Annotated in this window: 21 protein-coding genes; 5 read left to right on the top strand and 16 right to left on the bottom strand. The window is 57.3% G+C overall.

The window, feature by feature from the left end:
* Window positions 1-258: 258 nt before the first annotated feature.
* The 9 genes from dnaB to HMPREF2527_RS07615 form a co-directional block, all read right to left on the bottom strand.
* Window positions 259-1,614: a replicative DNA helicase gene (gene dnaB, locus HMPREF2527_RS07655; protein WP_005504033.1), complete on the bottom strand. Its 1,356-nt coding sequence runs from the start codon at window positions 1,612-1,614 to the stop codon at window positions 259-261.
* A 105-nt stretch (window positions 1,615-1,719) separates the two neighbouring features.
* Window positions 1,720-2,763: a glycosyltransferase gene (locus tag HMPREF2527_RS07650; RefSeq protein WP_239665176.1), complete on the bottom strand. Its 1,044-nt coding sequence runs from the start codon at window positions 2,761-2,763 to the stop codon at window positions 1,720-1,722.
* A gap of 315 nt (window positions 2,764-3,078) precedes the next feature.
* Entirely contained in the window at window positions 3,079-3,903 is an 825-nt protein-coding gene (locus HMPREF2527_RS07645) for a class I SAM-dependent methyltransferase (RefSeq protein WP_246824790.1), read from the bottom strand.
* 644 nt (window positions 3,904-4,547) lie between these two features.
* A complete protein-coding gene (locus HMPREF2527_RS07640; RefSeq protein WP_070507511.1) occupies window positions 4,548-4,853 on the bottom strand; it encodes a hypothetical protein in 306 nt (101 codons plus the stop codon).
* A gap of 241 nt (window positions 4,854-5,094) precedes the next feature.
* A complete protein-coding gene (gene rplI, locus HMPREF2527_RS07635; protein WP_005504050.1) occupies window positions 5,095-5,547 on the bottom strand; it encodes a 50S ribosomal protein L9 in 453 nt (150 codons plus the stop codon).
* 20 nt (window positions 5,548-5,567) lie between these two features.
* Window positions 5,568-5,804 carry a 30S ribosomal protein S18 gene (gene rpsR, locus HMPREF2527_RS07630; protein WP_004005948.1) on the bottom strand — a complete coding sequence of 79 codons (237 nt, stop codon included), beginning with the start codon at window positions 5,802-5,804 and terminating at the stop codon, window positions 5,568-5,570.
* 83 nt (window positions 5,805-5,887) lie between these two features.
* Window positions 5,888-6,520: a single-stranded DNA-binding protein gene (locus tag HMPREF2527_RS07625; protein ID WP_005504055.1), complete on the bottom strand. Its 633-nt coding sequence runs from the start codon at window positions 6,518-6,520 to the stop codon at window positions 5,888-5,890.
* 95 nt (window positions 6,521-6,615) lie between these two features.
* The gene (gene rpsF, locus HMPREF2527_RS07620) at window positions 6,616-6,921 is read right to left on the bottom strand and encodes a 30S ribosomal protein S6 (RefSeq protein ID WP_005504056.1); all 306 of its coding nucleotides are present in this window, start codon (window positions 6,919-6,921) and stop codon (window positions 6,616-6,618) included.
* A 190-nt stretch (window positions 6,922-7,111) separates the two neighbouring features.
* On the bottom strand, window positions 7,112-8,536 hold the full coding sequence (locus HMPREF2527_RS07615; protein ID WP_070507509.1) for a CCA tRNA nucleotidyltransferase: 1,425 nt from the start codon (window positions 8,534-8,536) through the stop codon (window positions 7,112-7,114).
* A 126-nt stretch (window positions 8,537-8,662) separates the two neighbouring features.
* Here HMPREF2527_RS07615 and HMPREF2527_RS07610 point away from each other — a divergent pair, with 126 nt between their 5' ends.
* From HMPREF2527_RS07610 to trxA, 5 genes are all read left to right on the top strand, one after another.
* The gene (locus HMPREF2527_RS07610; protein WP_070507507.1) at window positions 8,663-9,166 is read left to right on the top strand and encodes an NUDIX hydrolase; all 504 of its coding nucleotides are present in this window, start codon (window positions 8,663-8,665) and stop codon (window positions 9,164-9,166) included.
* 66 nt (window positions 9,167-9,232) lie between these two features.
* Window positions 9,233-10,897: a murein biosynthesis integral membrane protein MurJ gene (murJ, locus tag HMPREF2527_RS07605; protein ID WP_070507505.1), complete on the top strand. Its 1,665-nt coding sequence runs from the start codon at window positions 9,233-9,235 to the stop codon at window positions 10,895-10,897.
* A 196-nt stretch (window positions 10,898-11,093) separates the two neighbouring features.
* On the top strand, window positions 11,094-12,284 hold the full coding sequence (locus HMPREF2527_RS07600; protein WP_246824789.1) for a serine/threonine protein kinase: 1,191 nt from the start codon (window positions 11,094-11,096) through the stop codon (window positions 12,282-12,284).
* Between the two features lie 246 nt (window positions 12,285-12,530).
* A complete protein-coding gene (gene trxB, locus HMPREF2527_RS07595; RefSeq protein WP_049341938.1) occupies window positions 12,531-13,565 on the top strand; it encodes a thioredoxin-disulfide reductase in 1,035 nt (344 codons plus the stop codon).
* 53 nt (window positions 13,566-13,618) lie between these two features.
* Window positions 13,619-13,945, top strand: coding sequence for a thioredoxin (gene trxA, locus HMPREF2527_RS07590; RefSeq protein WP_049351863.1), 327 nt, complete (start codon window positions 13,619-13,621; stop codon window positions 13,943-13,945).
* Between the two features lie 113 nt (window positions 13,946-14,058).
* Here the strand turns inward: trxA and HMPREF2527_RS07585 are convergent, their stop codons facing one another.
* The 7 genes from HMPREF2527_RS07585 to rnpA form a co-directional block, all read right to left on the bottom strand.
* Entirely contained in the window at window positions 14,059-15,357 is a 1,299-nt protein-coding gene (locus HMPREF2527_RS07585) for a ParB/RepB/Spo0J family partition protein (protein WP_005508022.1), read from the bottom strand.
* A gap of 237 nt (window positions 15,358-15,594) precedes the next feature.
* The gene (locus HMPREF2527_RS07580) at window positions 15,595-16,437 is read right to left on the bottom strand and encodes a ParA family protein (RefSeq protein ID WP_005508021.1); all 843 of its coding nucleotides are present in this window, start codon (window positions 16,435-16,437) and stop codon (window positions 15,595-15,597) included.
* Window positions 16,438-16,889: 452 nt separating this feature from the next.
* Window positions 16,890-17,531: a 16S rRNA (guanine(527)-N(7))-methyltransferase RsmG gene (gene rsmG, locus HMPREF2527_RS07575; protein WP_083294473.1), complete on the bottom strand. Its 642-nt coding sequence runs from the start codon at window positions 17,529-17,531 to the stop codon at window positions 16,890-16,892.
* Between the two features lies 1 nt (window position 17,532).
* Window positions 17,533-18,099, bottom strand: a complete 567-nt coding sequence (locus HMPREF2527_RS07570; protein WP_005508020.1) for a Jag family protein — start codon at window positions 18,097-18,099, stop codon at window positions 17,533-17,535.
* Between the two features lie 111 nt (window positions 18,100-18,210).
* On the bottom strand, window positions 18,211-19,200 hold the full coding sequence (gene yidC / locus HMPREF2527_RS07565) for a membrane protein insertase YidC (protein WP_005504085.1): 990 nt from the start codon (window positions 19,198-19,200) through the stop codon (window positions 18,211-18,213).
* A 51-nt stretch (window positions 19,201-19,251) separates the two neighbouring features.
* Window positions 19,252-19,725, bottom strand: a complete 474-nt coding sequence (gene yidD / locus HMPREF2527_RS07560) for a membrane protein insertion efficiency factor YidD (RefSeq protein ID WP_005508019.1) — start codon at window positions 19,723-19,725, stop codon at window positions 19,252-19,254.
* Window positions 19,722-20,087 (bottom strand): ribonuclease P protein component, encoded by a 366-nt coding sequence (gene rnpA, locus HMPREF2527_RS07555; RefSeq protein ID WP_005508018.1) that lies wholly within the window; start codon window positions 20,085-20,087, stop codon window positions 19,722-19,724. The genes yidD and rnpA overlap by 4 nt, the downstream gene beginning before the upstream one ends.
* Window positions 20,088-20,197: the final 110 nt, after the last annotated feature.

Raw genomic sequence — 20,197 nt, 5'->3', positions numbered from 1 at the left:
TTTTATGGGTGCTAAAAAATCTTTAAAAAACTTCCAAAAAACCTTATAAACGCAGAAGAAACCACTCAAACCCTCACAGAATGCCCTCTAGAACCCCCTCCGCAGCCCCTATTCCCATACCCTGCGCTTGATTCCTAACCCTGCACGATTCCTAACTCTGCATTTGGGTACCCATACCTATAGATGCGAAAAAGCCCCTCCCCTTCCATCCTGTAATGAATAGAAGAAGAGGGGTGCAGCTACAGAGTGCTGAGCTGATTAGTACTGGGGAGGCGCCTCATTCGCCATATTGTTGAAGCGCGAATACTTACCGCTAAACGCCAACGGGATAGTACGAGTCGGACCACCACGGTGCTTAGCAATAATCATGTCCGCCTCACCCACGCGTTCACTATCCGGGTTATACATATCCTCACGATGCAGCAGAATCACCATATCCGCATCCTGCTCAATAGAACCCGACTCACGCAGATCCGAAACCATCGGACGCTTATCAGTACGTTGCTCCGAACCACGGTTCAACTGAGACAGCGCAATCACCGGAACATCCAGCTCCTTAGCCAACAGCTTCAGGCTACGAGAAAACTCCGAAACCTCCTGCTGACGCGACTCCACCTTCTTACCCGAACTCATCAGCTGCAGGTAGTCCAGCACCACAAGCTTCAAATCATTACGCTGCTTGAGGCGACGGCACTTCGCACGAATCTCCATCAGAGTCATATTCGGCGAATCATCAATAAAGAGAGGAGCAGAATCAATACGACCCTGCAGAGTCGCCAGGTTCGTCCAGCCCTCAGTATCCAGATCGCCCTTCTTCAGACGACCCATCGAAATCTTGCCCTCCGCAGAGAGAATACGCATCGCCAACTCAGTACGACTCATCTCCAGCGAGAAAAACACAGTCGTCATCTGATGATGAATAGCCGCAGAACGAGCAATATCAAGAGCCAAAGTCGACTTGCCCACACCCGGACGAGCCGCAATAACAATCATCTGGCCACCGTGCAGACCACCGGTCAGCTCATCAAACTCAATAAAGTCAGTCGGCACACCGTACACGCCATCGGGGCGGTTCGAGTTTGCATCAATCTCATTGATGGTCTCCTCCAACGCCTCAGAGAAAGACACATAGTCTTCCTTCGCGTTACCATCAGTCACCGCATAAATCTCAGCCTGCGCCTGATCCACCAAAGTATCGACCTCAGTCTCATTGGCGTAACCCAGCTGAGCAATCTTCGTACCCGCCTCAATCAGGCGGCGCATAATCGCGTGCTCCTTAACAATCTCAGCGTAATACTGAGCATTAGCAGCAGTCGGAACCGACGCAATCAGCGTATGAATATAGGACGCGCCACCAACACGAGTCAGCTCGCCGCGCTTCTTCAGCTCATCAGCAACCGTAATCGCATCCGCAGGGCTACCGTGACCGTAAAGAGAAAGAATCGCCTCATAAATCGTCTCGTGCGCCGGCTTATAGAAATCAGACGCACGCAGGCTCTCAACCACATCTGCAATAGCGTCCTTCGACAGCAGCATGCCACCGAGCACCGACTGCTCAGCCACATCATCATGAGGCATAGTGCGGGAACCATAATCAATGGCAGTTTCAGACATGCTTATCCTCGCGTTTCAATCCGATATCTACGACGTTCCAGAAACAATTTCTGCAGAACTCCTATGCTAGTTTCTCACGAAGGCACACGCGAAACATATACACGCCTAATGGGCAGCGCGCAGATAATCCTCAATCTTCTCAACGGCGAGCGCCGCCCCATCCATGGTGCGCATTGCCTCACCCAGCTGCCGCGCCCTAGCGCGCATGCCCTCATCTCTGAGCAGACGGCCCAGAATATCGCGCACATTGCCGCGGCGCACATCATTCTTCGTAAAACGCAGGGCGTTACCGTAGCGCACGCACTCCTCAATATTCCAGCTTTGCTCCGCCTGCATCGCAATACCGGCAAACGGTACACCCGCCAGGCACGCCGTCTGCACCGTTCCCTCACCGCCGTGGGTCATCGAGGCGTCAATATGACCGGCAAGCAGATGAGCCGGAACGGTCCCCGCAAAGTGGATGTTATCGCCCAGTAGGCTGGTTTCTGCGTCCGGCAGCGGCACCCCGCCGCCGACCAGCACATCCACCGGAGCAGCTGACAGCTGCCGTAGCACCTGCGCCAAAATATCTGCAGACCCTGAGGAACCCATTCCCACGTAGACCAGTGGCCGCTCTCTCGGTTCGAGAACAATCTGCGGTAGCTCACCGGGCGCGCGGTAATAGATAGGACCCACACTAACGTCGGGCTCTACCAATGAGTCCCCGCGTAGCTGCGTAAACAGAGAGCAGATAAGGTTCACATCGGCGCTGAGCATATCGACGGTACGGCGAGGAAGCGTGAGCCCATGCTCACGCGCCACACGCGTAAAAGAAGCCGGCTTATACGAAAACACCCGCGCCACAGCCCGCAACCATCCCGGCGCCGCGAGCTCGCTGGCTGCAGGCTTCTTCGAAAAATACGTCGACGAGTACGCATACGGGCGCGCATAGAAAATGGGGACACCGGCAATACGCGCAGACAGCAACATCGTCAGGTTAGAACCGATCACCACAGCATCCGCGCTAAAGTCACGGATAGCCGCAAGCTCAGCGGCAACCCTTCGACGCACCATGCCGGTCGTAAAAGGGTGCCGCACTCCCCTGCCCTGATCCAGCGCCATAATCTGCTCAGCCTCAGCATCGCTCATAATCGGTTCGCGAAGATGCACGGGCAACCCCGCGTTTTCCAGCAGTCCCAGGTATTTAGGGGAATACACGTGGAATAAGACCGTATGGCCTCGCTCCTGAGCTGCACGCGCTATCTCGATACAGCGCGTGGTTTCACCCATATTGAAGCTTTCAGGCGAGAAAAGAATACGGCTCATAACATTCTCCGGCAGGCGCACACGTGACTGAGCCGATTCTGCGGCTCATACACCGCGGCTCATACACCTCAGTGTAAAACGGAGCCCCAGTATTCCCTCGGATAGAGGGGAATACTGGGGCTCCGTTTCGCTGTATAAGCTTTGCGGTGTGACTCTGTCTTACTTCTTGCGCAGAATCATGCCAATAGCGCCAATATGGTCGGCGTGGCGGCGGAACACGCCGCGCATACCCAGCACACGCTCACGAATCTGCGGCTTACGTGCCAGATTGAACGCAATCTTCGCAACGCCTGCGGGGCCCTCATCAGCCAGCAGACGCTTCGGCTCCAGCAGGGCCATATCGGTCTGGTACACATCCAGCACCTCAAAGCCAGCCTCTTCCGCCAGAGCAGTCCACTCGGCAACGGTCAGCGGGCGGGCATTCACGCGGATAGTGCGCGCCAAATCCTTCTGAATCTCTTCCTTCAACTCGGGGCGCAGATAATCGGGAACCAGCGACATCTCATGAATAGCGTAGTGGCCCCCCGGACGCAGCAGACGAGCCGCCTCACGCATAATCTCCAGCTTGTGCTTATCGGTCTGCATGGTCAGCATCGCCTCGCCCACCACGGCGTCGTAGCTTTCTGAAGGCAGGCCGGTCTCCTGAGCGCTAGCGTTCACCACACGGTAGTTCGGCTTAGTCGATGCGCCAATACGCTCGGTCACGATTTCAGCAGCCTTGGGGTCAAGATCCACACCGGTGTAGCTCTTGGGGGAACGCTTCACAATCTCCAGGGCGGTAATACCCAGGCCCGGCGCAAACTCCACGACGTCAATATCGCCACCCAGGGCACGAGCCAGCAGCCAGTTGGTGGTCTCGCGGCCGCCGGGGCGCAGAACCTTCTTGCCCAGCTGAGCCAGCAGCCAGTGACCTGCCGCCTTGTCGGCGGGGCGGTCGGGGCCGGGAACGGAAGGGGTCTTAGACACGGAAGGGGTCTTAGACACGGAAGACAACTCCTCAATACTTGTATTTAATATGCAAAATTTATCTTCCCTAATTCTAGACCCGCCACCCCAAGAAAGGAAATATGACGTTATATAGAAGTGTGGTTGCCCTTTATTACAGCATGCCGCAACACCACTACAGCCACCCTTGCTGCACACCCTAGAGATTAAACAGAAACTGGAGCTGAACCTCTCGGTCCAACCCCAGTCTCATCACACACACATACATACGAAAATCAGAGCCACTTCCGCAAGGAAAGTCCAACTTTCTGATGGCCCTCTCGAACCATCTATATAAAGTATTACGCGTAAACCTTTATTCCCTGTAGGTTAAAGCTGTAAGAAAGCTGGGAATAGATTTTTCTTCAACATCGGGGTGCAGCACCCCGGATTTCACGCGGAAACTACACGTCGCGTTAAAAGAAGAAAGGCAAGGCGCTTTTGCCTTGCCATCCTTCTTTCGCTAGCGGGCGACCCCGCTACACGAAACACACACATTCACATCGCAGTCCTCTCGAACCAACACTTATAGTAAACACCCCCAACCTTATGGGAGGATTGAATTTCGCTGGAAACAAGCTGGGAGAAAACCAACAGAACCCTGAGAGCTTTGATATTGTGCAGTTTGCGGACTCTAAACCGGGCTAATAAGCCGCCATATACAGACCCAGCAGCACCAACGGGTTAGCCACTACAGAAATAACCACCAAGCAAATATTAGCCACGCGGTACTGACGGAACTTCACCAGACCCACCAGCGCGCACACCAGCGCAACACTGGATCCAAGGCCGCCAACCACCAGTAAAAGAAGCAGAAGAGCAGTAGCGACATTCGCGTCCGCAAATGGGATAACCGCTAGAGCGCACAGCAGCAAATTGACGCACTCCAACACCACACCCGTAGACAGAAGCTGAGCGCTAGAAGACAAACGTGAAAAAGATCGAGCCATGTCTACCAGTCTACGGGGTCAATTGGCGTACTTCGCAGTCACAACCGCTCTAACCACCAATCCTTCTACTGCCCTACCCCTATTCTCAACCTCTCAAAAACAATGTTTCACGTGAAACATGCACCGGAGCGGGCACAGCTATGGGTACAACAAACGGGGTGCCCCTCACGAAGAGGGACACCCCGTCCGACACTCAACGCCCTAGCATCAAAGCACCAGCGTCAAATATCTAAAAATCTACTTACGCAGCAGCAACGACGTCCAGGACAACGTTAGCAACAACGTCAGCGTGCAGGCGGACAGTCACCTTGTACTCACCGGTGCGCTTGATAGCGGAACCCAGGTGGATGGTGCGCTTGTCAACGGAGCCAATGCCAGCAGCCTCAATAGCCTCAGCAATAGCCTCAGCCTTGACGGTACCGAACAGGCGACCGTCAGCGCCAGCCTTGTGTGCAACGACAACCGGCTTAGCAGCCAGGGACGCAGCAATTGCCTGAGCCTCTTCCAGAGAAGCCTTAGCACGAGCCGCACGAGCGGCGCGGATGGACTCAACCTGCTTCTCGCCACCCTGGGTCCAGGTCACGGCGAAGCCGCGGGGCAGCAGGTAGTTACGTGCGTAACCGTCCTTAACGGTGACAACATCGCCAGCTGCACCGAGGCCGGAAACTTCCTGAGTCAGAATGATCTTAGCCATGTTACTGTCTCTCCTTCTCTTTAGCGGCCAGCGCCGGAGTAGGGCAGCAGTGCAACTTCGCGGGCGTTCTTAATAGCCTGAGCGATCTTGCGCTGCTCCTGAACGGTCACGCCAGTCACGCGGCGAGCGCGGATCTTGCCGCGGTCGGAGATGAACTTGCGCAGAAGTGCGACGTCCTTGTAGTCGATAACGGTGACGTCAGCAGCCTTGAGGGGGTTCTGCTTGGGTTTGGGCTTACGGATTTCAGCCTTAGCCATCGTGGTGCTCCTTAGAGTTGGGAGCCCGCGGCGGATAACCGCGGGATGGATTGATAAATTACTATTCGGAAAACGAAACCGGCTTAGAACGGAGGTTCGTCGTCGGCGCCGCTACCCCAGTCATAGTTACCACCAGACTGAGAACTCCACGGATCAGCAGCAGGAGCTGCGGGGGCCGCCGGAGCAGCCGGAGCGGAGTAGCCAGACTGGCCAGAGTAACCATTACCCTGAGCAGCAGCAAAATTGTTCTGCTGAGGAGCGGAGAAACCGCCCTGAGCAGCAGCGTTGTACCCAGCGCCACCGCCAAAGCCACCCTGCGCACCGCCACCGAAGTTATTACCTCCGGCAGAACGCTGTGCGCGAGTCACCTGAGCAGTAGCAAAACGCAGAGTCGGGCCAATCTCCTCGACCTCAAGCTCAAACGAAGTACGACGCTCGCCTTCCTTGGTCTCGTACGAGCGAGACTTCAGACGGCCCTGCGCGATAACCTGAGTACCCTTCTTCAGAGTCTCTGCAACATTCTCAGCGTAACCACGCCACACCGACGCACGCAGGAACAGGGTCTCCCCATCCTCCCACTGGTTCGTCTGGCGGTTAAAAGTACGCGGAGTCGATGCGATCGTGAAATTAGCAACCGCCGCACCCGCAGGGGTGTAACGAAGCTCCGGATCGCCAGTCAGATTACCAATAACGGTAATAACGGTATCGCCTGCCATTTGATGCCTCCTCGATAAGAGTTACAAGTATGTTGAATCCAGTACAGCGCAACCCCCTGACATTTTTAGGGGGTCAGCCGACCGGCAAGAAACAACTACTTGCTGGAGATCTTCTGATCCTCCGGGCGGATGATCTTGGTACGCATGACGGACTCGTTCAGGTTCAGAACACGATCGAGCTCAGCTGCGGTCTCGGGGGTAGAGGTGAAGTTCACCACTGCGTAGATACCCTCAGACTTCTTCTGGATCTCGTATGCCAGGCGACGACGGCCCCAGATATCGACGTTGTCGACGGAACCACCCTCGTTGGTCACGATCTCGAGGAACTTGGACAGCGACGGCTCAACCGCACGGTCCTCAACCTCGGGGCTGAGGATAACCATCAGTTCATATGCACGCATGATTAAACCCCTCCTTTGGGCTAAACGGCTATGGGATTTCCATAGCAGGAGATTCATTGTGCTCTACACGTGAAGCACACCGGGTGGGGAACACGCATAGATTTCTTAACAATACACGAGAAAAAGCAGATAGAACAGTACCGCACCGCGTGACCTCAACCATGCGATGCGGTACCGAAAACCGCAGAAGCTACGCTTTCTGACGCTGCTCCCACCACTGCACCAGACGAGCCTTCGCCTCCTCCTCAGGAAGCGAACCCTCATCCAGACGCAAATTCAACAAGAACTTATACGCCTCACCCACCACCGGGCCCGGCGCAATACCAAGAATCTGCATAATCTGACCGCCATCCAGATCCGGACGGATCGAATCCAGCTCCTCCTGAGCAGCCAACTCAGCAATACGACGCTCCAAATCGTCATACGCCTCAGCCAGCGAGCGCGACAGACGACGATTACGAGTCGTCACATCAGAACGCGACACACGATGCAGACGCTCCAACTGATCGCCCGCATCACGCACATAACGGCGCACCGCAGAATCAGTCCAACCCGACTCACGGTAACCATAGAACCGCATATGCAGCTCCACCAGACGAGCCACAGCCTTAATCGTGTCATTATCAAAACGCAGCGCACGCATACGCTTCTTCACCATCTTCGCGCCCACCACCTCATGGTGCAGGAACGAGACGGAGCCGTCCTTCTCAAACTTACGAGTCTTCGGCTTACCAATATCGTGCATCAACGCCGCAAAACGCAGAATAAAATCAGGAGCCGGGCACGGGCCGTCCTCGTCCGTCTCCTTCTCCATCGCCTGCTCCATCACCTTCAACGAATGCGCATACACATCCTTATGGTGATGCGCCGGATCCATCTCCATACGCAACGCAGGAAGCTCCGGCAACACATAATCCGCCAGACCCGTATCCACCAGCAGGTTCAAACCCACCCGCGGATAATCCGACTCAATCAGCTTCACCAGCTCATCACGCACACGCTCAGCCGAAATAATCTCAATACGGCCAGCCATCTCACGCATCGCCTCGAAAACCTCCGGGGCAACCTCAAGATTAAAACGCGCAGCAAAACGAGCCGCACGCATCATACGCAGCGGATCCTCAGAAAAAGACTCCTCCGGCGAGCGCGGAGTACGCAAAACACCCGCACGCAAATCCTCAACGCCACCAAACAAGTCAACAACCTCACCACTGGGCAAAGCCGCCGCCATCGCATTAATCGTGAAATCACGACGCACCAAATCGGCGCTCAAATCCGTGCCAAACTCAACCGTCGGCTTACGCGAATCCGAAACATACACCTCAGCACGGTACGTGGTCACCTCATACACCACGCCATTCTTCCGCGCACTAATCGTGCCGTACTCCTTGCCGATATCCCACGTGTGTTCACCCCACGCACGCAGAATCTGCTCACTCTGCTCCGGAGTAGCATCCGTCGTCAAATCAAAATCAGTGAAATGGCCGCCATCATCCAGCAGATTGTCGCGGACAATACCGCCCACCAAGTACAGCTCAAAACCCGCCGCACGGTACAGTTCTCCCAGCTCGGCGGCATCCGGGTACTTCGACACAACATCAATAATCAGCGACATAATCCTTTAATCGTGCCAGAAAAACCACCCACGCGCCCACCCCACACCCACAACACCCCACCAAAGACAGCTATCTCACCCCAAACCGAGGCACCAAAACCTCAGCCTATCGGTTAAGGTAGAACCATGAGCATTCCCGTACCCCGCGCCCCCAAAACGCGCTTCACCGCGCCCGCGCGAGCGGTACCCGCCCCCGAAGAAGTCTCCGCAGGCGGGCTCATCATCGACTTCGACCGACCCGAACAGCTACCCGTAGCCATCATCGCCCGCATCAACCGCAACGGACAACGCGAATGGTGCCTGCCCAAAGGCCACATCGAACACGGCGAAACCACCGTCGAAGCCGCACAACGCGAAATCGGCGAAGAAACCGGAATCACCGGCTACCCCGTAGCCTCCCTCGGCACCATCGCCTACTGGTTCACCTCCAACGGCACGCGCATCCACAAAACCGTGCATCACTACCTCTTCGCAGCAACCGGCGGCGAACTCAGCATCGACAACGACCCCGACCACGAAGCAATCGACGTCGCATGGGTCCCCCTCGAAGAGCTCCCCCCCCGCCTCTCATTCGCCAACGAACAACACATAGCCCGCAGTGCGCGCGAATACATCACCACCCAGCTCTAAACACCCGTTAAATAGAGCCCCAAAAACTAAAAGAAGCAATCACCCGCCGAAACAGGAGAGACATACGTGGCACGTAACGACGCCCGCTCAAGCGCAATCATGGCAGCAGGCACCCTCGTCTCGCGCATCCTCGGATTCGTCAAGACCATCCTGCTCACCGTAGCCATCGGCTCACTCTCAACCGTCGGCGACGTCTTCGAAACCGCCAACACCCTACCCAACCTCATCTACGTCCTCGTAGCAGGCGGCGTGTTCAACGCAGTCCTCGTACCGCAAATCATCAAGGCAGCCAAAGCACAAGACGGCGGCGCACGATACATCTCCAAACTCGTCACCCTTACCGTCACCGCAATCGGCCTCATCACCATCATCACCGTCGCCTGCGCCTGGCCCATCATCAGCATCATGGGCTCAGGATGGAGCCCCGAACAACGACAGCTCGGCTTCATCTTCTCCCTCTGGTGCCTACCTCAAATCTTCTTCTACGGCCTCTACACCGTCATCGGACAGGTCCTCAACGCCAAAGACGCATTCGGCGCCTACATGTGGTCGCCCGTACTCAACAACGTCATCACCATCCTGTCGCTGTTCCTCTTCATCTTCCTCTTCGGCGCACAGACCCCCAACCCCCACCCCATCCACACCGTAGAATCCTGGACCAACGCACAAACCCTCGTGCTCGCCGGCTCCTCCACCTTCGGCGTCATCATGCAGGCACTCGTCCTGTTCATCCCCCTACGCAAGCTCGGCCTGCACCTCAAGCCCGACTTCGGATGGCGAGGCATCGGCCTGCGCGCAGCCTCCAAGCTCGCCGCCTGGACCCTCGCCTCCGGCATCATCTCCAACCTCGCATTCCTCTACATGACCAAGGTCGCCGCAGGCATCGTCGGCCAGCGCGAACACTACGCCGCCCTCGGCATCCAAATCCCCGGCCTGCAGGCACTCAACTACGCCTCCATGCTGTACATGCTCCCGCACGGCGTCATCGGCATCTCCATCGCCACCGTGCTCTTCAACCGCATGAGCGCCTCCGCCATCGCCGACGACAGCGACAGCGTCATCTACGCACTCTCCCACGGCCTGCGCAACGCAGCCGTAGCCACCGTCTTCTGCATGGTCGCGCTCATGGTACTCGCAGGCCCCGTCGCCGTACTCTTCAGCGGCGGCGACCCCATCGCAGCAACCATCATCGCCAAGCTCATCGTCATCACCGCGCTCGGCACCCCCACCCTCACCATCAACTACCTCTACAGCCGCGTGCTCTACGCCCGCGAAGACGCACGCACCCCCTTCCGAATCCAGGTGTACTCCGCCATCATCATGGTCATCATGAGCTTCGCAGCATCCCTGCTCGACGCCCAGTACACCGTGTACATGCTCGCGTTCATCTACCCGGTGCACAATATCCTGATCCTGTTCATCAGCCACCACATGGTCCGCCGCCGCCTCGGCTACTACGGCCAGCGCGGCATCGTCAGCACATACGCCCGCACCACCCTCGCATCCCTCTTTGCCGGCGGCATCGCAGCCATCGCACTCTGGCTACTCGGCGGCTACCAGCTCGACGGATTCGCCTGGGCATCTAAGCTCACCGCAATCATCACCCTCGCCGTATGCGGCACCGTCATGGGACTGGCATACCTCGCCGGTATACAGATCTTCCGCGTCAAGGAAGCCAACGCACTACTGGCGCCCCTCACCTCCAAACTTGAGCGTTTTGCCCGCCGCTAAAGCAGCACACAACGCCCAACCCGGGTAGCTGCCCGTGCCCCCATCGCACCCCACGCCGGGGCCCGCAGAAGGCACAGGCAGCCACCCGGACGCCACAAACTATCACTCAGCCCCAGCATCCTTCAATGCCGGGTAGAATCTAATAGTCAGGGCCCGCCACACGGCAGGCACTATGAAACCACCTCGGGAGAACACGTTGTCGCAACAGATTCCGGTCGGATCGGTCCTCGGAGGCCGCTACGAGATCACCGCACACATCATCATTACGGCAGAATCCGACATGGTGCTTGAAGGCACCGACCAGATTCTCAACCGTAAGGTCTCGGTCGTCGTCGCATCGCCCAGCCGCAGCGCACTACTGGAAGCAAACTCCCGCGCGCTCGCAACCAACGCACGCGGCAACATCCAGATTCTCGACCTGGGCATCACCCCCGAAGGTAGCCGTTACCTCGTCACCTCCCACACCCGCCCCGACACCCTGCTGGACACCCTGCTGGTCGAAAACCACGCACTCTCCAACGCAGAAGACGCGCTGGGCACCGAAATCTTCGGCGACTCCGAAAGCGGCAGCTCCCCCAACACCTACGAGAAGGTCTCCACCTCCACCGCCAACCAGGAGAGCATCACCGCCGCCAAGAACTGGAACGCATCCGACGGCGCAGCCGTCACCGCGTACTCCGAACCCACCAGCATCTACGAAGATGACGAAGACGAAGAAGACGGCAGCCGCGGCACCTGGGCAGTCGCCCTCGCAGCAGTCCTGCTGCTCGTCATCGTCGCAGGCGGTATCCTCACTTCCCTGGGTGCAATCGGCTCCAACCAGGCAGCCGGCCCCCACACCCCCAAGTCCTCTATCTCCGCCTCCGAATCGACTGCGGCAAGCGCCAGCGCATCGGCATCCCCGACCGCTAAGGCATCGAACGCGCCGGCTAAGATCGCGTCCGTGGCCCGCTTCGCACCCTCGGACACCACGTTCATGAACGACATGGACACCCTCATCCCCAACCTGACCGACGGTAACGCCAACACCGCATGGATTAGCTACGGCTTCGGCACCGCCAACTACGCCGGCACTATCAAGGAATTCGGCCTGGCTCTGAAGTTGCAGACCCCCACCGTCGTCTCCAAGCTGACCATCCAGCAGAACACCGGCACCGGTGGCTCCTTCACCGTCTACACCAACAGCTCCGCATCCCTGAACGGTGCGGTTGAGGTCGGCAAGGGCACCTTCGAAGGCAAGGACGCAGTCGTCACCCTGGACACCTCCAAGCAGAGCGCAGAAAAGGGCGCCTACGTAATCATCGTGGTCAACGAGCTGCCCCGCCTCTCCCTGCCGATTGGAAATTGGAGTTACGGTCTGCGCATCAACGAAATCAAGGTGGACTAATCAACCCATAACGCGACGCTGACAGGGCGCTCGCACCCCAGACATAAGGGCGGGGCTTCTGAACTCAACGGTTCGGAAGCCCCGCCCTTTTTGATGTCTATTTATGACTCTTTATGGCAGGGTGGCTACTCAAAGATTCACAGTGCGCGGAGTATCTGGATAAGGATCCCCCAAAAATGGAATAATCGAGGATAAAGCTCTGTTATAAGGGCAGAACGAAAGACCTACAACGGAAAGACATATCCGATGACTGAGAATCTGGGAGGCCTCTTCGGAGGCTCCGCCCTGGGCAATCTGAACCTCGCTTCCGCACCCGCCACCAAGGCGGCACCGGCAGCCGAGGTTGAGGCCGACGCAACCGTCCACAACGTCATTATTGTGGGCTCCGGCCCCGCTGGTTACACCGCGGCAATCTACGCGGCACGCGCCGAGTTGAAGCCTGTCCTCTTCGCCAGCTCCCTGGCGCCCGGCGGCTCCCTCATGAACACCACCGAGGTCGAGAACTTCCCCGGATTCATTCAGGGCATCCAGGGCCCCGAGCTGATGGAGAACATCGGCCAGCAGGCTGAGCGTTTCGGCACTGACATCCGCTACCAGGACGTAGAGAAGGTTGAACTCACCGGCGACGTGAAGAAGGTCTACACCGCTGACGGCGCCGTTCACCTGGCAAAGACCGTCATCATGACCACCGGTTCTCAGGTCCGTAAGCTCAACATCGAGGGCGAAGACCGACTCTCCGGTTACGGCGTCTCCTGGTGCGCAACCTGCGATGGCTTCTTCTTCAAGGACAAGGAAATCGCAGTGGTCGGCGGTGGCGACTCCGCGCTGGAGGAGGCACTGTTCCTGACGACCTTCGCATCCAAGGTGTACCTGGTGCACCGCCGCGATTCTTTCCGCGCTTCGGAAATCATGCAGACCCGCGTGTTCAACAACCCGAAGATTGAGGTTGTCTGGGACTCGGCTGTCACCGCCGTTCACGGCGAGAGCAACCTCGAGTCGATCACCCTGACCAACACCAAGGACGGTTCTGAGCGCCAGCTGGCTGTTCAGGGTCTGTTCATCGCTATTGGCTCCGATCCTCGCGTGGAACTGGTACGTGACCAGCTGGAGATTACCGAGAACCACACCATCGCGGTTCAGGGTCGTTCCTCGAAGACTTCCGTTCCCGGCGTTTTCGCTGCCGGTGACGTGATTGACCCGACCTACCGCCAGGCAATTATTGCTGCCGGTTCCGGTGCTGTTGCCGCTCTGGACGCGCAGCACTACCTCGAAAACCTCTAAACTATTCGTATTACTCGCAGGGGAATCCACCCCGTGTCAGAAAGGAGCACTCCATGAGCAGTGCACAGCAGGCAACTGATGCCACTTTTGACGAACTGGTTCTGAAGAACGACAAGCCCGTTATCGTGGACTTCTGGGCTGAATGGTGCGGCCCCTGCCGCATGGTTGGTCCCGTGATTGACGAGATCGCTGGCGAGTACGCCGGTCAGGTCGACGTGGTCAAGGTAGATGTTGAGGCGAATGGCGATACCGCTATGAAGTACGGCATTACCTCTATTCCCGCCATCTACCTTTTCAAGGATGGCGAGGTCATCAAGAAGACCGTAGGTGCTAAGACGAAGCCCGCTCTGCTGGCTGAGTTCTCCGAGCACCTGGGCTAATCTTTCGAGAAGCTAAAGAAAAACCCTCGGTGATATTTCACGTGAAACATCACCGAGGGTTTTTTTGTATATACAACTGATTTCAGTTGCTAAATATTGTTTTACGCGAAAATTTAGCCCGAGAAATCAGAATCCAAAACGCGGATAATGCGGTTCAGATCCTCAACATTCGCAAATTCGATGGTCATCTTACCCTTGCGAGCACCCAGCGAAATCTTCACCGAAGTATCGAGCTTGTCAGCAAAAGCCTCCGCAATATAATCCAGGCGCTCACGGTGCTTCTGAGGCTGAGGAGCCTTGCGCTCCTTCACCTCCGCAGCGCCGGATGCATGGTTCACCAGCTCCTCAGTTGCGCGAACCGACAGTCCCTCATTCACAATCTTCTGTGCAAGAGTCTCAATCTGAGCCTGGTCCGTCAGAGCCAGCAGGGCGCGCGCGTGACCCGCGGAGAGAATACCCGCCGCAACGCGACGCTGCACCAGAGCCGGCAGCTTCAGCAGACGAATCGTATTCGAAATCTGGGGGCGAGAACGACCAATACGCTTAGCCAACTGCTCCTGAGTAGTGTCGAACTCCTCCATGAGCTGCTGGTATGCCGCCGCCTCTTCAATGGGGTTCAGCTGGCTGCGGTGCAGGTTCTCCAGCAGGGCGTCACGGAGCAGGTCGCCGTCTTCAGTCTCACGAACAATCGCCGGGATGGTGGTCAGTCCAGCCGCCTGGGTTGCACGCCAGCGGCGCTCACCCATGACCAGTTCGTACTTTTCGGCGCCGCTTTCGCGAGAGGGACGCACAACAATCGGCTGCAGAACACCAATCTCACGTACCGAGTGGATGAGCTCTTCCATGTCCTGCTCATCAAAGTCGGTTCGGGGCTGCTTGCGGTTCGGGTGGATATCGTGAACGTTCAGCTCGGCAAACTGGGCACCGGGAACCGGAACCAGACCGCTCTGCTCCTCAGAAGCGGACTGCGGGGTGGAGACATCTTCACCAAAGAAGAAATCCACCGGGCGGCGAGTCAGGGTGGTGTTGCGCAGTGCCGCACCCATATCCACGCGAGACTTCTTCTTCGATGTTTCACGTGAAACATCCTGCGAGGAGGCGGGAGCTTCGACCTTCTCCTCTGCCTTCTCAGCTTCAGCAGGCTTTTCCTGAGCGGGTGCAGCTTCAGCAGGCTTAGCCTCTACAGACTCAGCCTTAGCACTCTTACGCTGTTTCTCCGGCTTAGCCTCGTGAGCCATTTCGAAGAGGCCGTCAGTCATCGGCTCTTCAATCGGAGTGGACACCTTCTTGGGTGCAGTCTTTACTGCAGTAGTCTTTTCGGATGCCTTCGCCTCAGCATTACCAGAATTCTTCGTACTCTGAGGGATCAGTGCCCCCAGGCCACGACCCAAGCCGCGTCGCTTTTCAGCCATCGTTACTCCTTAGGACTCCCGGACGAGCCCACTCATTTTTTCTTCTTCATCTAGTGTAAACGAAATAAGCACTCGAAAGCAGGAGTAAAAAATGCACGGTGCATAATCAAAATTATTCCCAATAATTAATTCTCTAAGGCTGTTTTCTCGTGTTTCACCCAGAAAATTCCGCACACAATAAGCCCTTTTGGAATCATCAATAGACAATCCAAAAGGGCTCATTTCAAAAGATTTAGATTATGCGGATCGGCGCGAGAGTTCCTGTGCCGCCTCGCGGTAGGCGCGCGCGCCAGTCGACGAAGAATCGTAGGTGATGACGGTCTGCTGATAGCTGGGAGCTTCAGAGATACGAACCGAGCGAGGAATCTTGACCCCTAGAGTCTCCTCCGGGAAGTGCTCGCGCACCTCCTCTGCCACCTGGAATGCCAGGTTGGTACGAGCATCGTACATGGTCAGCAGGATTGTACTGATGCGCAGCTTGGAGTTCAGATGCTTCTGAATCATCTGAATATTCTTCAGCAGCTGGCTCAGACCTTCCAGAGCGTAATACTCGCACTGGATCGGAATCAGAATCTCTTCTGCCGCAACGAAGGCATTGACGGTCAGCAGGCCGAGGCTCGGCGGGCAGTCGATGAAGACATAGTCCAGGCGCTCCATACCCTGCTTCTCGCGCCATTCGGTGTAATCCATCAGGGCATTCTTGAGGCGAGTCTCGCGCGCAACCAGGGAGACCAGTTCAATCTCCGCGCCCGCAAGGTCGATATTGGCGGGGGCACAGAACAGGCCGGACATGTCGGGGCATTCCTGAACAATTTCAGAAAGTGGCTTATCCTCAATCAGAACGTTGTAGACGCTGGGAACATCCACGCCGTGCTCAATGCCCAGTGCGGTCGAGGCGTTACCCTGCGGGTCGTTATCGATCACCAGGACGTTCAGTCCAGCCTCCGCGAGCGCGGCTGCGAGGTTCACGGCGGTGCTGGTTTTACCCACGCCACCCTTCTGGTTCGACACGGTGAAGACACGCGTATGCACAGGCTTGGGGAGCAAATCTGCAACAGATTTCTGAGCTTGAGGAGTCATCGGGTGCCTTCCATATTCCGGGTGGTGTGTCTACGGTGATGCTTCGTCTGATGCCTCGCACGTGGCAATATTCTGCGGTATTCGTGCACGAGGAGGATTCAACCTCCGCTCCCCCACCTTTCACTCATCTCAGCATGTTTCACGTGAAACATACTCCGCGAGGTGATGAAGTCTGCAATGTTTCACGTGAAACATTGGTGATGCCTGTCTGGTCTCTGAAGGGCTCAGTGCCCTACTGCACCATCAGGCTTTGATGCAGAGGAGTCTAAGGTTTCAATCCTTCCTTAAGGGTACCCGGCATCAGGTCAATACTCCACGCGAGAGGTCATTCTATGTACTCTGCGGATGCAATTGCCGCACGCCCGGCAAGCCAGCGCACAAAAAATGGGCGGTACCGCGTAAGCCAGCCTATCCACTAGCTCAGGCGGTACCGCCCATTTGAGACGAAACCTTTAGAGGCGAACTCGAACCACCGTCGTCGGCTCTTCCAGTAGATCACCACCGGCGGTGAGGATCTCAGTCTCACGCGCACCGTAGCGGTTCAGCTTCTTCTTCGCCTTAGTAATCTCTTCCGCGGCACTACGGCCCTTCAGGGCCAGCAGCTCGCCGGTGCCGCGCAGAATCGGCAGAGTAATATCCAACAGGCCCACCAGAGCCGACACAGCACGCGCAGTCACCACATCAGCCTCAACAGCACCCACAGCCTGCTCGGCACGCGAGCGCAGCACGGTCACGTTCTCCAGACCCAAATCCTCAACAACCTCATTCAGCCAAATCACGCGGCGCTCCAGAGGCTCAATCAGGGTCAGCTTCAAATCCGGGCGGGCAATCGCCAGGCACAGACCGGGCAGGCCGGCACCAGAACCGACATCGGCAACCGACGCGTTCGGCGCAATGTACTCCTGCACCACGGCACAGTTCAGCACGTGGCGAGCCCACAGGCGAGGAACCTCACGCGGACCGATCAGGCCACGCTCAATACCGGTCGTCGCCAAGTGCTGCACGTAGCGCTCCGCCAGGGGCAGACGCTCACCGAACACAGCCTCCGCGGCGGCGCGCTCACTCTCATTGAGAGTAACCATCGAAGTCTCCATACTAGGCTCCTACCTCGGGAAGAGAAATCACCACGTGACGGCGAGGACCCTCGCCCTCCGACTCGCTGTACAGGCCAGCGGCAGCCACCACATCGTGCACAACCTTACGCTCATACGGGCTCAGCGGCTTCAGGTGCTCATCACGACCGGTAGCACGCACCTTCTCAATCGCATCAGCGGCAATCTTCTCCAGCTGCTCACGACGCTCTGCACGGTAGCCGGCAACATCCAGAATCAGGCGGGAACGGGTACCATTACCAGCCAGGACGGAGAGACGCACCAGCTCCTGCAGAGCCTCCAGCACCTCACCGTGGCGGCCAACCAGGTGGCGCAGTTCCTCATTGTCATCGTCGTCATTGAAGACCGAAAGATAGATGCGGTTATTGCGCACCTCAATATCGATATCGCCGTCCATATCGACAATATCGAGAAGCTCCTCGAGGTAATCAGCGGCGATATCGCCTTCTTCCTCGATGTCCTCAAAATCGTCTTCTTCGCCCTCAATGGGCTCCTCTACCAGCTGCTCCTCAACGAGCTGCTCGTCCTCATATTCCATAGCTTCAGTCACAATAATCCTCAGGGTGTTCGGAGGGGTGTCCTAGGGGTAAAAAGTATCTCATACACGGCGCCGGGCCCGCGCCACACGTGGCGAGAACCCGGCCCGACTCACGGAAGAAAACTACTTCTTTCCGTTCTGCTTATTGCGTTGCTGCTTCTGGCGCTTCTTACCGACCGGCTGCTGACGCTGACCCGCAGCGGCACGCTCACGAGCCTCCTGCAGATCCTTCTCGTGCTGCTCACGGGTCTTACCAATCGGGGGCAGGCCCTTCGCAGCACGGCGAGCGTTCAGCTCACGCTCCGCCTGAGAACCGGGGGTCGGGTTATTGCGGATAACCCACCACTGCTGACCCAGCGACCACAGGTTCGACACGGTCCAGTAGTACATAACACCCAGCGGGAAGTTAATACCGGAAACAGCGAAGATGATCGGGAAGATGTACATGATCATCTGCTGCTGACGGAACATCGGAGAGTTCAGAGCCGCCTCCGACATGTTCTTCACACTCAGCTGCTTCTGAATGTAGAACTGGGTCGCACTCATCAGAACAATCATGATGACCGCCTGAACAACGGTCGCGGTGGTGTCACCAGCGCCCGGGTGCAGCATGGTCGCGAACAGCTGAGCACCAAAAATCTGCGAGTCGTTGAACTGGTGCACCAGATCAGCCGGCAGCATGAGCACGCTCTCGTTGCTCTGCGCCGCGGTGGGAACACCCATCAGCACCTGGTACAGACCGAAGAAAATCGGCATCTGAGCCAGAATCGGCAGGCAGGACGCGAAGGGGTTCGTACCGTGCTTACGGTACATTTCCATCTGCTCCTGAGCCATCGCCTGGCGGGAGAGCTGGTCCTTCTTGCCCTTGTACTTCTCCTGCAGCTTCGCCATATCGCCCTGCATCGCGGTCATACCGCGCATAGCCTTAATCTGCTTGACGAACAGCGGAATGGTCAGGGTACGCATCACCAGGGTCAGGAAGATAATGCACAGAACCCAAGTCAGGCCGGACGCCGGGTCCATACCCAGCGAAGTGAAAAGAGTGTGGAACAGCCACAGGACCACGGAGACGATCCATTTAAACGGCCAAAGAATCAAATCAAAAATATTCACGCGGGAATACTCCTTAAGGACTCGGCTAAGTCATTGTGTGGGAGGCGCCGCCTACTCAGGGCGGGCGTCACCACCGGTGTGAGGGGTGTAAAGATGGGGGTGGTTGAGCAGAATAATTTTCGGTTCTGCTCCGGGAGCGAAAGTGCGCTTCCCCTCCGGGACTGGGTCGATACCTCCGGTTGCCCAGGGAACACACCGCAGAATACGGCGCACCGTCAGGGAAAGCCCGCCCATCGCACCGTGGGTGGTCAGCGCCTCCAGAGCGTAGGCTGAGCAGGTCGGGTAGTAGCGGCACACATTCCCGTAGAGGGGGGACACGACCTTGCGGTAGGCCTTCATGCACGCGATCAGCAGGTTCTGCGGTAGAACGTAGAGAGCCTGCAAGAAAGTTTCAGGCCTTACGAATTCGTTAGGTGCTAGTGCCAGCAGCTCGTCGGGGCCCAGAGTCTCGGCAGATGCGCTATAGGTGCCGCTGTGATGCGCGTGGAAGCGTTCTTCACAGCGGTCACGCTGGGAACGACTCACGGCTTCTCCTTGCTCTGAGACAGGTCGAGCTTAGCGAACGCAGCCTCGAGTGCCGATTCGTAGTCGCGGCGCAACTGATCCCAGCTGGCGCTCGCGGAGGCGGGAAGCGCTCGCACAGCAATGGCGTAGCCTTCCGGATGCGCAGCGCAGGTGAGCGCGGCAAGTTCACGCAACCGGCGCTTGACCAGGTTGCGTGTGACTGCGTTGCCCACCGCCTTCGACACAATGAAACCTACCTGGGTTGTTTTTCCAGGATTTTTCGCCGTAGATACAACGATGTTCCGACGTCCTGTACGGATGCCGGAACGGAAGGCGTGGGAGAATTCAGCGCTGGTGCGCATACGGTGCCGTTGAGGCAGCACGTGTTCCCCTTTACGTAGTGTGGGAGATTCGGCTCATGTGGTGAGCTGACCTCCGCGTGTATTTCACGCTTAATGATAGTTCGCCCGCCGATGCGTGTGCATCGGCGGGG

Origin of the sequence: Rothia sp. HMSC071B01 (assembly GCF_001808945.1) — a bacterium.
GTDB lineage: Bacteria > Actinomycetota > Actinomycetes > Actinomycetales > Micrococcaceae > Rothia.
The sequence above is the reverse complement of the archived record's forward strand: the minus strand, read 5'-3'. Positions and strand labels throughout refer to the sequence as shown.

What these genes read in the sequence shown, in the direction of transcription:
- dnaB (WP_005504033.1), bottom strand. Translation starts at nt 1,614, where the DNA reads ATGTCTGAAACTGCCATTGATTATGGTTCCCGCACTATGCCTCATGAT.
- HMPREF2527_RS07640 (WP_070507511.1), bottom strand. Translation starts at nt 4,853, where the DNA reads ATGGCTCGATCTTTTTCACGTTTGTCTTCTAGCGCTCAGCTTCTGTCT.
- rplI (WP_005504050.1), bottom strand. Translation starts at nt 5,547, where the DNA reads ATGGCTAAGATCATTCTGACTCAGGAAGTTTCCGGCCTCGGTGCAGCT.
- rpsR (WP_004005948.1), bottom strand. Translation starts at nt 5,804, where the DNA reads ATGGCTAAGGCTGAAATCCGTAAGCCCAAACCCAAGCAGAACCCCCTC.
- HMPREF2527_RS07625 (WP_005504055.1), bottom strand. Translation starts at nt 6,520, where the DNA reads ATGGCAGGCGATACCGTTATTACCGTTATTGGTAATCTGACTGGCGAT.
- rpsF (WP_005504056.1), bottom strand. Translation starts at nt 6,921, where the DNA reads ATGCGTGCATATGAACTGATGGTTATCCTCAGCCCCGAGGTTGAGGAC.
- HMPREF2527_RS07615 (WP_070507509.1), bottom strand. Translation starts at nt 8,536, where the DNA reads ATGTCGCTGATTATTGATGTTGTGTCGAAGTACCCGGATGCCGCCGAG.
- HMPREF2527_RS07610 (WP_070507507.1), top strand. Translation starts at nt 8,663, where the DNA reads ATGAGCATTCCCGTACCCCGCGCCCCCAAAACGCGCTTCACCGCGCCC.
- trxB (WP_049341938.1), top strand. Translation starts at nt 12,531, where the DNA reads ATGACTGAGAATCTGGGAGGCCTCTTCGGAGGCTCCGCCCTGGGCAAT.
- trxA (WP_049351863.1), top strand. Translation starts at nt 13,619, where the DNA reads ATGAGCAGTGCACAGCAGGCAACTGATGCCACTTTTGACGAACTGGTT.
- HMPREF2527_RS07585 (WP_005508022.1), bottom strand. Translation starts at nt 15,357, where the DNA reads ATGGCTGAAAAGCGACGCGGCTTGGGTCGTGGCCTGGGGGCACTGATC.
- HMPREF2527_RS07580 (WP_005508021.1), bottom strand. Translation starts at nt 16,437, where the DNA reads ATGACTCCTCAAGCTCAGAAATCTGTTGCAGATTTGCTCCCCAAGCCT.
- rsmG (WP_083294473.1), bottom strand. Translation starts at nt 17,531, where the DNA reads ATGGAGACTTCGATGGTTACTCTCAATGAGAGTGAGCGCGCCGCCGCG.